Source organism: Halomonas sp. hl-4, from assembly GCF_900215475.1.
Classification (GTDB): domain Bacteria; phylum Pseudomonadota; class Gammaproteobacteria; order Pseudomonadales; family Halomonadaceae; genus Vreelandella.
Map to the genome: position 1 here is coordinate 2,320,273 of NZ_LT907845.1, position 11,974 is coordinate 2,332,246.

Sequence of the window (11,974 nt, forward strand, 5' to 3'; positions counted from 1 at the left end):
ATTAGCCCTCCGCCGCCCGGCCCTTCTGCGGAAAGAGTCCGCGGGGGCGCTTTTGAATAAACAGAATGATGAACACCAGCACGATAATTTTGGCAAGCACAGCCCCGGCCCAGGGTTCCAGCACCTGGTTGATCACGCCCAGCGACATGCCCGCCACCAGCGTGCCCCACAGGTTACCCACGCCGCCAAATACCACCACCATGAAGGAATCGATGATGTAGCTTTGTCCCAAATTGGGGCCAACATTGGTGAGCTGCGAGAGTGCAACACCGGCAAGCCCGGCGACGCCCGAGCCCAGCGCAAACGTCATGATATCGACCCGGGTGGCGCGGATGCCCATGGAGCGGGCCATGTTGCGGTTCTGGGTGACCGCGCGCACCTCAAGCCCCAGCCGGGTGCGGCGCATAATCAATATCAACCCGGCAAATACCACCAGCGCAAAACCAATCACATACATTCGATTAAGCGTGAGCGACAGGGCATCGTTAACCACCAGCGAACCGCTCATCCACTCAGGCGTGATAACGGTACGATTTTGTGGCGAGATCACCGTACGCACCAGTTGCTGGAGAATCAGGCTGACACCGAATGTCGCCAACAGCGTCTCCAGCGGGCGGCCCTTGAGAAACTGAATAACGCCGCGCTCTATCGCCACACCCACCAGCGCGGACACCATAAAGCCGGCCGGAATGGCCAGTATCAGCGCTAGCCCCGGTTGGCCGGGTAGCAACTGCTGCATGGCCCAGGTGGTATAGGCACCCAGCATGATCAGCTCGCCATGGGCCATATTGATCACACCCATCACGCCAAAGGTAATTGCCAGGCCAATGGCTGCCAGCACCAACACCGACCCCATGGAGAGCCCGAAGTAAAGCGTTTCGGCAGCGCGACTGATCTTGAGATTTTGCTCGATATCGGCCAGCGCGGCGGTGGCCGCATCGACCACCAGCGGATCATCCGATTGGGCGGCGCGATTCAGCGCCACCCGGATGTTGCTATTCAGGCTGCCCGACAGCACCTCTACTGCCTCGACGTCGCCCTGATTCAGGCGATAGACCGCCAAGGCTTGATTCAACCGGTCGCGTACCGCCGCCGAAGGCTCTTCGTCCAGCCGGTTGGTGAGCGGCTCAACCTGATCTTCTTCGACGTCGCCAATCAGCCCCTCCGCCGCATCCAGGCGGGCGTCGCGGTCACCAGCGTACAACTCCACCAGCGAAATCGCCGAGCGCAACTGGCTTCGCAGCGCATTGTTGATGGTCAGGCGGTCCAGGTCGCGGCGGGTCACATCGTCCATCGACTCGCCGGTTAAGGCGTCTTCTATCGAGACATCCAGCCCCGCACTGTCAACTGCGATCACGAAGCGGCCGTCGTCTTTCAGGCGCTGTAAATCGCTGTCCAGAAGCGCCTGCAGCCACTCGTCGGCACGCTCGTGCTCGCTTTCGATAATGGCGGTAATAGCTTCTGATTTATCGTCAAATGAGCGCGTATCCAACGCCTCCAGCAGGGCTTGACCATCGTCTTCCTGCGCCTGAACCGTCATGGGTAGCCAGGCCAGTAGGCTGATGAAGAGACAGGTGACGATCCTTGTCATGACGCGTGGCGTCCACGAATAGCAAGGGATCCTCATGGGTTAATCCTTTGAGTGGCGTGCCCTACACGTCGCCAAACACAACGCGACGCATAGGTAAATGAATGAGGTGAGCGGATAAAACAACGCAGGGGCGGCTGAACGCCGCCCCCAGGACATTACTCCTCAGAGAGCGCTTCTTCCGCTTGCTCTTCGGCATCGCTGCCCATGCAGCGGTTTTCCGCCACGTTGTAGTTGCCGCATTCCATCGGCTTACGCCAGTCGCTGATCAAGTCCCGCGAGCCCGGCAGGTAGTCCGACCACGCATCGCCCGCAACGGTAGAGGGTGTTTCCCAAACCACGGCGAACTGACCGTCATCCTGAATTTCCCCGATCATGACCGGCTTGGTGATGTGGTGGTTAGGCATCATCGCCGCTGAACCGCCCGACAGGTTGGGCACGGTCACACCAATAATCGCTTCCTTGACCGCATCTACATCGGTTGTACCGGCTTTCTCCACGGCCTCTACCCACATGTTGAAGCCGATGTAGTGGGCTTCCATCGGGTCGTTGGTCACGGCGTCGTCTTCGCCGGTATGCTCAATCCAGGCGTCGATAAAGTCGTAGTTGGCGTCACTATCCACGCTCATGAAGTAGTTCCAGGCCGCCAGGTGGCCGACCAGCGGTGCGGTATCGATCCCGGTCAGTTCCTGCTCGCCTACCGAGAAAGCAACCACAGGAATATCCGCCGCGTCGATGCCCTGGTTACCTAGCTCGCGGTAGAACGGCACGTTGGCATCGCCGTTAACCGTGGAGACCACGGCGGTTTTCTTACCTTCGCTGCCGAAGCGGCCGATTTCCGAGACGATATTCTGCCAATCGGAGTGACCAAAGGGCGTGTAGTTGACCATGATGTCTTCATCGGCCACGCCAAATTCTTCTTTCAGATAGGCTTCGAGGATACGGTTGGTAGTACGCGGGTAAACGTAGTCGGTACCGGCCAACACCCAACGCTCCACGCCCACTTCATTTTTCAGATAGTTAACCGCTGGAATCGCCTGCTGGTTGGGAGCGGCGCCGGTGTAGAAGACGTTTTCCGAAGACTCTTCGCCTTCATACTGCACCGGGTAGAACAGCAGACCGTTGAGTTCTTCCACCACCGGCAGTACCGACTTGCGCGATACCGAGGTCCAGTTGCCGAAGATGACATCGACCTCTTCCTGCTCAAGCAGCTCGCGGGCACGCTCGGCAAATAGCGGCCAGTCGGAAGCCGGGTCCACCACTACCGCTTCAATATCACGGCCTAGCAGACCGCCTTCTTCATTTTGCTGTTCAATCAACAGCTCAACGGTATCTTTAAGAACCGTCTCGCTGATCGCCATAGTTCCAGAGAGGGAGTGCAGAATACCCACTTTAATCGGGTCATCGTCCTGCGCGATGGCCTGCGTGCTGGCCCCCATCACAGCGGCGGTTAGCAGGGCAGTTGAGAACACTTGGGAGGTCTTAGGGTGTGTCTTGCGTAGGAAAGTGGTCACTTGAATCTCCTTGCACCCCTTATGCTGGGGGCTTGTTTATTGGTCTCGTATGCCAAGCGCAAAACGCTGGTATACGTCTACTAGCAACAAGTTTTTGCAAGGGTTGCGCCAGAGTGGCACATTGCCGATTTATAAAAGCATAATCAGTTATTTAAGCTAACGCTTAAAAAGTCAAAAATGCCTAAATGCACTAGAATAGCGCACCCACACTCCATCAGCGCACGCTAACCATGCACCAATAGCATTCAACGCACCATCAGCGGGCGCCCATTAAAAAAGCGCCCCAGGGACCACCCAGGGCGCTTTACCTAACACGTATACGTTATGCACAAACTTAGCTGGATAACGTATCTGGTCATACCTTCCTAGCTATTTACCGCCTTGCGTTTGCGGAGCTTCTTCACCAGCGGCATGAACAGTGAGAGCAATGCCAAGGACAACAATCCCAGAGAAATCGGCTTAGCGATAAAGATGCCCCAATCGCCGCCGGAGATTTGCAGCGCGCGGCGCATGGACTCTTCCATCAGGCTGCCTAGAATCAGCGCCAGAATCAATGGCGCTGCCGGGAAGCCAAACAGTCGCATACCCAAACCGATCAGGCCGAAGCCAAGCAGTAGGAACAGATCGAACACGCTAAAGCTCAGCCCATAAACACCAATCATGCAGAAGATAAGAATCATCGACAGCAGCAGCGGGCGTGGCAGGTCGAGTATCTTGGCGATCAGCGGAATCAGCGGCAGGTTGAGCACCAGCAGGAAGATGTTGCCGATGTACATACTCGCAACGACCCCCCAGAACACATCGGGGCGCTGCTCCATCATCGCCGGCCCTGGGTTAACGCCCATCACCAAAAGTGCACCCAGCAAGACCGCCGTGGTACCCGAGCCGGGCACACCAAGGGTGAGCAGCGGCACAAAGGACCCGGTACAGGCAGCGTTGTTGGCGGCCTCAGGGGCGGCCACGCCTTTAATATTACCGGTCCCAAAGGTGTCGCCATCTTTGGCCAGACGCTTCTCCATGCTGTAGCCCAAAAACGAGCCAATGGTGGCCCCAGCCCCTGGAAGCACCCCAGTGAAAAACCCGAGCACCGAGCTGCGACCTACCGGGCCCGCGATTTCCTTCACTTCAGCCCGCGAAAGCTTTAACGAGCCAATGGCGTTGCGTGGCTTTTCCTTACCGCCACCACCGCGCAGCAGCATGTAAAACACCTCGGCCAGGGCAAAAACACCCAGTGCGACCACCAGAAAATCAATGCCATCCAACAGGTGGGCGGAACCGAACGTGAAACGCTCCGTGCCGGTCTGCATATCAATGCCCACAATCGAAATGATCACCCCCACCACGGCGGCAATCAGCCCCTTGACCAGCGATTTATCCGACAGCGATACCACGGCGGTCAGGCCCAGTGCCATTAGTGCAAAATATTCCGGTGGGCCAAAGCTAACTGCTACTTTGGAAAGCAGCGGGGCCACTAACATCAGGAAAATAACCGACACCGTTCCGCCGGTAAAAGAGGCGTAGGCTGCAATCGCCAGGGCTTTACCCGCCTGACCTTTTTTAGCCATCGGGTAACCGTCAAACGAGGTCGCCACGGTGCCCGCCACGCCAGGGGCGTTAAGCAGAATCGACGACGTAGAACCGCCAAAAATAGCCCCATAATAAACCCCGGCCATCAAGATAAGTCCTGAGGAAGGGTCCATGGAAAAGGTAATCGGAATCATCAGGGCCAACGCGCTGATCGGCCCCAGCCCCGGCAGCATACCGATAATCGTCCCGGCAAACACACCGGCAAAAACATAGGCGATATTGATCGGCTCAAGCGCGATGCCAAAGCCGTACATAAGATTATTAAACGCTTCCATAGGATTTACTCCCGACGACCCACCATGCGAGTCGACTCAAACGGCTCAGTTAAAACGGCAGCACACCGGTCGGCAAATAGACGTCCATCACTTTCGTCATGACTAGGTAAAGACCCAGCACAACACTCAGTGAACAGGCGATATTAATACTGTGGCGACGATAGCCGTAATAATGTGTTAAGCCCACAGAGAGCAGTCCGGAGGCCAGCACAAACCCCAGCGGCACCAGCAAGGCAGCATAGACAGCAATGGCTACTGAGGTCACGATCACCCGCCCCCAGGGAGAGAGCCAGAACGGACCATGCTGGGTGGTGTCTTCCGGCTCATCATCCTCTTCCTGCGCCGCAGGCTTTTCAAAGAATAGGCAGACCGAGAGTAGCGCAAGCAAGCTGCCCAGCACTTTCGGGAATAGGTCAGAATCGACCGGCCGTGGCATTGGGAATGCCGGCACCTGCCAGGCTAGGGCAAGATATAGCACTGAGAAAGCCAGCAGCACTACGGCCAGCCATTGGTTGGTATTCAATCGCGTCATGGAAATCTCTCCGAAGGAGTAGGACACCCCTCGCGGTTATAGCGTATCCGCCCAGGGCGCTAGGGCCCTGGGCAAGTACACGTCAAGACATGGGGATTATTCGCTCAGCAAACCCAGTTCACTCAGCACATCCTTGAACTCGGCTTGCTGCTCATCCAGGAAATTACCGAAGGTTTCGCTATCCTGGTAGGAGTCAATCCAGCCCAACTGGTCACTCGCTTCGCGCCAGCTGTCGGTTTCCATCATCTCGGTGAACAGGTCTTCATAATAGGCCACCGCTTCTTCGGGCATGTCGGGTGCACCCATCACACCGCGCCAGATATCGAAGGTGTAGTCGTAGCCTTGCTCCTGATAGGTCGGCACATCGCTCAACGCACCGCCTAGACGCTCTTCGGAAGAGACCCCAAGGGCGCGTAGCTCGCTATCGTCGCCAAGCTGGCCCACGGCTTCACCGGCGCCGCCGATCACCGCTTCAATATGCCCACCCATGAGGTTCGTCATGGCATCGCCGCCGCCCGAGAAGGGAACGTAGTTGACGGAAGCCGCATCAAGACCCGCCGCCGAGGCCAACCCGGCAATCGAGATATGGTCCATCGAGCCTGGCGCACTGCCGCCACCCACACTCAGGTTGGGGTCTTCTTCCAGCGCGGTGAGCAGGTCTTCCAGCGTTTCATAGTCGGAATCCGCGTCTACCAGTACGATGGAATAGTCGGTATTGATCCGTGCGATGGGCGTGAAGTCGGTGTGGTCATGGCGCGAGGCTTCTGCCAGCGGCACCAAAATCATCGGTGGGCTGGTGGCAAACAGCTTCTGGGGGTTGCCTTCGTCGCGGGCGACCTGCGCCCAGGCAACGGCACCGCCACCACCGGGTACGTTGATAGCGGCAAAGCGCTCGTCGGAGAGTTCTTCTTGCTGAATCACTCGCGACATGGTGCGCACAAGCGTGTCCCAACCGCCACCAGGGTTAGCAGGGGCGACGAACTCGACTGAACCATCGGGCGTCCACTCTTGGGCCTGGACATGGCCAGCAATAGCGCTGAGCGCGGCGAATGGCAAAGCAATGACGCTAAGGCGCTTGATAGAAAGCAAGGGCATGATGACGTTCTCCACTTATCAATGTTGTTGTGTAGGTATTGATGTAATTGATGTTGTTGTGTGGTGTACGCCGCGAACGTTAAAAGAACCCTCCCCTGCCAACAAGTTTCTGAACATAAACGACAAAAAGTTCTTTGTGTGCATTTTGTTCATTTTGATCACAGCGGTGTTTGCCAACTCCATGTATCGTTAAGCAATCGATAACGGCGCTCGGGCCGGCCCACATCGCCGTATCCCAACTCTGCGCTAACCGCTTGCTCGGCGACTAAAAATTCCAAATACCGCCGTGCGGTGGAGCGGCTTGCCCCCAGCATACGAGCGACCTGCATGGCAGTTTGTGGGTCATCGCCACTGCCCAATGCCTCGACCACCCGTTGCAGGGTCAGCGGGTCGATGCCTTTTGGCAAACTACGCCCGCTGGCGGTGCTGGTTTCCGCTGGCTGGGCCCGGGCCAGAACCTGGTCAAGCTCGGCCTGATTCATCTCGGCGCGGCAGGCCAGTGCTTCGCGCTCGCGGCGAAAACGCGCCAGCATTTGCGTCATACGGCTCGCTTCAATCGGCTTGATAAGATAATCAAACACGCCGCCGCGCAGCGCCTCACTAATGGTGTCTACTTCTCGGGCGGCGGTGACCATGACGATATCCACATGCACATACGCACGGCGTAACGACCATAATAGCGAAAGGCCTTCAACGTCAGGCAGGTAGGCATCCAGCAGAATCAGCTGCACGTGCTGGCCGTGCTCGACCATTAAGGCGTTTGCTTCGGCGCCGTTGCGCGCCATCCCTACGACGTAGAATCCCTCGCTCTGCTCGATAAACGCGCGATGAATATCGGCAATGCGGAAATCGTCTTCCACCACCAAAATACCGTAGCCTGTCGCCGACATAACGTCCCTCTTGCCGCGGTGATTGATTGTTAATATACGTGGGCTAAGTAAATCAAAGCCTAGCTAGCTTATCACGGGCGATGGGGAAGCCGCGGGGGCGCACAACGTACGGTCTAACACCGCAATAAAACAAGCACCGCCGAGCTCTCCATCCTCCAGTGTTACCGTACCGCCATGCTGGCGACACAGCCGCGCCACCAGGGCGAGCCCCAACCCCTGGTGTTGGCCGGATTTGGTCGAAAAGCCTTCACTAAAAATCGACTCAGCGTGGTCCTCGGGCACGCCCGGCCCATTATCCTCAACTTCAATCAGCAGTTGCTCACCTAAATCAGTGAAGAATAGCCGCACCCGGGGGGGCTCGTTCGGGCCGTGTAAAGCCGCGTGGCAAGCGTTGTCCAGCAGGTTGCCGACCACGCTCATCACCACCTCTTGACCGGTCGGGGTTAGCGGGCTGCTAAGCGAGCTTTGCTCGTCAATCTCAAGCGTTACTCCCAGTTCGCGGGCACGGGTCAATTTGCCCATCAGGGTGCCGCTCAAAACGGTATCCGCGACGTTACGCATCAAAAAGCTCATTTGCGCCTGGGCGCGCTCTGTTTCCTGGTGGATGAGCGCCAGAGCTTCATCGATGCGTTTGAGCTGCAACAACCCTGAAATAGTGTAAAGCTTGTTGGAGAACTCGTGGGCCTGGGCGCGCAGCATGTCCACATCACGACTAGCCTGGGTCAGCGCCTGGGAAAGGTCGACGATCTCGCGGCGGCTGCGGAAGGTCGCCACGGCGCCTTCGATTTCCCCCTCGTGCAGAATCGGCACGCGATTCACCACCACGGGATGATCCCCCAGCCACATTTGTTGGTCGAACTCTTGCTCACCGTGCCTCAAAACCTCCAGTAACCGCGAGTTGGGTACCACTTCGCGGATGGGCTGGCCTAGCAACACATACTCATCGGTCAAATTGAGAAAGCGTCGCGCCTGCTGGTTAACCAGGGTAATTTGACCTTCACGATTCACCGCCAAAATACCTTCGTGAATCGATTGCAAGATAGCTTCTTTTTCCATCGCCAGTCGGGCAATTTCATAGGGCTCCAGCCCCAAAATGACACGTTTTAGATGCTGGGAGAGCCAATAGGCACCGGCAAACCCCAGCACAATCATTAGCGCTACTAGCCCCCAGCCGAGGCTGGTATAACGGGCAACATCCATCTCGACGCGGTCAAGCATAAATCCGACCGAGACAATGCCGATGATATTCCCCTCCTCATCGCGCACCGGGGTTTTGCCGCGCATGGCGGTGCCCAGTGTGCCGGTCGCTTCAGACACATAGGATTCGCCATCCTCAAGCGCTGGTGCATTATCACCGCCCACCATGGTTAAGCCGATGCGCTCAGCAACGGGATGGGAATAACGCACGCTCTGGGTATTGCCTACCACGACATATCGCGCACTGGTTTCACGCCGCACGCGCTCGGCCAGCGGCTGTATGACGCTTGAGGGATTCTCATCGTCAAAGGCTTCGATCAACTCGGGCATCGCAGCCACCGTCTTGGCCACCGCCAAGGCCCGTTCGCCCATTTGCGTACTGATAATTTCGGCTTTACGGTGATTCAGATAGGTGCCTTGGGCCAACAGCATGCCCGCCAGCAGCAGCCCTACCAGTAACATAACCTGCAGGCGAAAGCTGCGCTTATACCAGCGCCGCCTTGATCGGGTACGACGCCAGCGCTGCAGTTCAGCTAAGGTTTTGGAGCGGGGGGCAGACATAACGGCACTCACAAGCGGTAACCGCCTCATTATGGCACGCGCACTCGTAGGGGGGTAAACTTCGCCGCTAACTACTTAACTCGCTACACATTAACCCTTAAAGTGCCTCGCTCAGACCTGGAAGAGCGTCATGCCAAGGAGAACGTCATGTTGTTAAAGGGCTGGAGCCCATTATGCATTCTGGTGGTGGCTTGCCTATTGGCAAACTCGGCGACGGCAAGCCCGTTTTATGCCCCCTCTCCTCCGCCGGAGGATGCCCCCATCTTTAGCGGCGACACCGAATTGGGCTATAACCGTCTGGCGGGTAACACCAACAGTGAAACGCTGATCGGGAAAACTCGCTTACAGTGGCTAACGGGCAATTTGACCCACTCGCTGCGCGGCGAGGTGCGCCACGTGCGCAGAGAGGATGAAACCAGTGCCGAGCAGTACCTGCTGGCGGGCCGCGAACGCTATGACCTTAATGGTCCGCACTACCTGTTTGGCTTTGCCCGCTGGGAAAAAGACCGCTTTGCAGGTTACGACCAGCAGCTAAGCGCCATTGGCGGTTACGGTCGGCAACTGTTGGATAATGACACTCACAAACTGTCACTGGAGGCGGGGCCTGGCTATCGCCATGACCGGCTTCGTGGGCATGGCAACGAACGGTTTGGGGTTGCCTATTCGGCGGTCGATTATCGCTGGTCATTTGCCGACTACGCCGATATCAGTCAAGAAATGTCGCTGGAATATACGCGCAAAAACGTCACCACGCGCTCGCTTACCGCCTTGACCGCTAGGCTGAACTCCAAGCTCTCGCTGCGGCTCTCCCACGAGATCAAACACAACTCTGAGCCTCCGGAAGAAGCCGATAAACGCAGCGACACCACTACTAGCGCGTCGCTGCTTTACAACTGGTAGCAACCAATTAACGGTTAACGCCTTCTGTCAGAGCTGAGGGCGTGTGCTTTCACCGGCCAACCTCACTAGCGGGCGCACCAAAATGCAGCAACAGACGTTAGACGTTGGTCTATAAAGGCGTTACAATACGCAAAGTTTCCTGTCCTAGCGCCATTCACTGAATGGCGCTTTTTTTTGCGCCACTTTTCAACGCGGCAAGCTGCTACGTTTGGCAGATACCTTGCCCAACCCTACAACGGACTCTCATGACACAATCAACTCAAGACGCGCCTTCGCGCCCTAGTGGCGTGCGCGTACTCGGCGACCCATTGATGCTACTGCTTAGCATCGGTTTTATCGTGGCCTTTATTGGTCTGTCGCTTTACGACGTCGACCTCGTTGCCAATAGCATCAGCACCGGCTTCGCCTGGACGGCACGCGTGTTTGGCACCTACTTTCAGTTGCTGTTGATCGCCACCTTCTTGATTGCTATTGGCTTGGCCTTTACCCCCGCCGCCAACGCCAAGATTGGCAACCTCGATGCGCCAGAAATGAGCACTTTCAAGTGGCTATCAATTATTTTGTGCACCCTGCTGGCCGGGGGCGGGGTATTTTTCGCAGCGGGCGAGCCGGTCTATCATTTCGTAGTCACCCCGCCCGCGTTTGACAGCGAGGCGGGTACGCCAGAAGCAGTCGCCAACGCACTAGCCCAATCATTTAACCACTGGGGCTTTCTGGCCTGGGCGGTGCTCGGGTCGCTGTCGGCGATCGTGCTGGCCCACGCGCACTATGTGAAAGGTCAGCCGCTTCAGCCGCGTACGCTGCTCTACCCGGTACTCGGCGAGCGTCTATTGCGCGGGCCACTAGGTGGCGTGATTGATGCCTGCTGCGTGATCGCCCTGGTGGCCGGCACCGTGGGGCCAATCGGTTTTCTGGCGACCCAGGTCAGTTTCGGTTTACACGAGTTGTTTGGTTTGCCAGAAGGCTATACCGGCCAACTGATCATTCTTGCCGCGCTGGGCAGCATCTATGTGCTGTCGTCCATGAGCGGCATCCACAAAGGCATTCAGTTGCTCAGCCGGTTTAACGTCCTGCTCGCCCTGGCGATCGGCGCGGTGATCTTTATTTTCGGCCCAACCTTGTTCCTCGCCAACAGCTATGTCGCGGGCATGGGCACCTACATCAGCGAATTCTTCACCATGGCGACCACTACCGCGGACACCGCGCCCGACTGGTGGATGCAGTGGTGGACGGTGTTCTTCTTTGCCTGGTTCATCGGCTACGCGCCGCTGATGGCGATCTTCGTGGCACGCATTTCGCGCGGCCGTACCATTCGCCAGATGATTATCGCCGTCGCCGTCATTGCGCCGATCGCCACCTCGGTTTGGTTTACCCTGCTGGGCGGTTCGGGCATTTACTATCAGCTGAACGGCGCCATTGAACTGACCGAAGCGCTGAACAATTTCCAGTTTGATGTGGCGACATTGGCCGTGGCCCAGGCGCTGCCCGGCGGTACCTGGATGGCGCTGGCGATCCTGCTGTTGACCACCATCTTCGTGGCCACTACCGGTGACTCGATGAGCTACGCGATTGCCGTGGTCGGCGCCGGTCACGATGACCCAAGCCCCTACGTGCGCGCCTTTTGGGGTATCGCCATGGCGTTGATGGCAGCGGTGTTGCTGAACATGGGCGCCGGTCAGATCAGCGCGCTTCAGCAGTTTATCGTGATCACCGCGATTCCGGTGTCGTTGATATTGCTGCCCACGTTATGGCACGGCCCCAAGGCGGCTTATGCCATGGCGCGGGAGCAGGGCATTATTGAGTGAGCCCCAAAGTGCTGAGTGGTTAAGCAAAAC

Annotated in this window: 9 protein-coding genes; 2 read left to right on the forward strand and 7 right to left on the reverse strand. The window is 57.4% G+C overall.

Features of this window, described 5'->3' with window-relative positions:
- Nucleotide 1: 1 nt before the first annotated feature.
- The 7 genes from urtB to CPH17_RS11025 all read right to left on the reverse strand — a co-directional run bounded on the left by urtB (nt 2) and on the right by CPH17_RS11025 (nt 9,239).
- Complete coding sequence (gene urtB, locus CPH17_RS10995; protein WP_074394861.1) at nt 2-1,591, reverse strand: urea ABC transporter permease subunit UrtB; 1,590 nt, start codon at nt 1,589-1,591, stop codon at nt 2-4.
- A 155-nt stretch (nt 1,592-1,746) separates the two neighbouring features.
- Nucleotides 1,747-3,102: an urea ABC transporter substrate-binding protein gene (gene urtA, locus CPH17_RS11000; protein WP_096299491.1), complete on the reverse strand. Its 1,356-nt coding sequence runs from the start codon at nt 3,100-3,102 to the stop codon at nt 1,747-1,749.
- Between the two features lie 365 nt (nt 3,103-3,467).
- Nucleotides 3,468-4,964, reverse strand: coding sequence for a tripartite tricarboxylate transporter permease (locus tag CPH17_RS11005; protein ID WP_074394859.1), 1,497 nt, complete (start codon nt 4,962-4,964; stop codon nt 3,468-3,470).
- Nucleotides 4,965-5,013: 49 nt separating this feature from the next.
- Nucleotides 5,014-5,496, reverse strand: a complete 483-nt coding sequence (locus tag CPH17_RS11010) for a tripartite tricarboxylate transporter TctB family protein (protein WP_074394858.1) — start codon at nt 5,494-5,496, stop codon at nt 5,014-5,016.
- Between the two features lie 96 nt (nt 5,497-5,592).
- A complete protein-coding gene (locus tag CPH17_RS11015; RefSeq protein WP_074394857.1) occupies nt 5,593-6,591 on the reverse strand; it encodes a Bug family tripartite tricarboxylate transporter substrate binding protein in 999 nt (332 codons plus the stop codon).
- A 158-nt stretch (nt 6,592-6,749) separates the two neighbouring features.
- Nucleotides 6,750-7,481, reverse strand: coding sequence for a response regulator (locus CPH17_RS11020; protein ID WP_074394856.1), 732 nt, complete (start codon nt 7,479-7,481; stop codon nt 6,750-6,752).
- Between the two features lie 63 nt (nt 7,482-7,544).
- The gene (locus CPH17_RS11025) at nt 7,545-9,239 is read right to left on the reverse strand and encodes an ATP-binding protein (RefSeq protein ID WP_074394855.1); all 1,695 of its coding nucleotides are present in this window, start codon (nt 9,237-9,239) and stop codon (nt 7,545-7,547) included.
- A gap of 147 nt (nt 9,240-9,386) precedes the next feature.
- Here CPH17_RS11025 and CPH17_RS11030 point away from each other — a divergent pair, with 147 nt between their 5' ends.
- Together CPH17_RS11030 and CPH17_RS11035 are read left to right on the forward strand one after the other, a co-directional pair.
- Nucleotides 9,387-10,139: a DUF481 domain-containing protein gene (locus tag CPH17_RS11030; protein ID WP_074394854.1), complete on the forward strand. Its 753-nt coding sequence runs from the start codon at nt 9,387-9,389 to the stop codon at nt 10,137-10,139.
- Between the two features lie 245 nt (nt 10,140-10,384).
- Nucleotides 10,385-11,944 carry a BCCT family transporter gene (locus CPH17_RS11035; protein ID WP_074394853.1) on the forward strand — a complete coding sequence of 520 codons (1,560 nt, stop codon included), beginning with the start codon at nt 10,385-10,387 and terminating at the stop codon, nt 11,942-11,944.
- Nucleotides 11,945-11,974 lie beyond the last annotated feature (30 nt).

Coding starts and splice junctions, on each gene's coding strand:
- CPH17_RS11025 (WP_074394855.1), bottom strand. CDS start 9,239: ATGTCTGCCCCCCGCTCCAAAACCTTAGCTGAACTGCAGCGCTGGCGT.
- CPH17_RS11020 (WP_074394856.1), bottom strand. CDS start 7,481: ATGTCGGCGACAGGCTACGGTATTTTGGTGGTGGAAGACGATTTCCGC.
- CPH17_RS11010 (WP_074394858.1), bottom strand. CDS start 5,496: ATGACGCGATTGAATACCAACCAATGGCTGGCCGTAGTGCTGCTGGCT.
- CPH17_RS11005 (WP_074394859.1), bottom strand. CDS start 4,964: ATGGAAGCGTTTAATAATCTTATGTACGGCTTTGGCATCGCGCTTGAG.
- CPH17_RS11030 (WP_074394854.1), top strand. CDS start 9,387: ATGTTGTTAAAGGGCTGGAGCCCATTATGCATTCTGGTGGTGGCTTGC.
- urtB (WP_074394861.1), bottom strand. CDS start 1,591: ATGACAAGGATCGTCACCTGTCTCTTCATCAGCCTACTGGCCTGGCTA.
- CPH17_RS11015 (WP_074394857.1), bottom strand. CDS start 6,591: ATGCCCTTGCTTTCTATCAAGCGCCTTAGCGTCATTGCTTTGCCATTC.
- CPH17_RS11035 (WP_074394853.1), top strand. CDS start 10,385: ATGACACAATCAACTCAAGACGCGCCTTCGCGCCCTAGTGGCGTGCGC.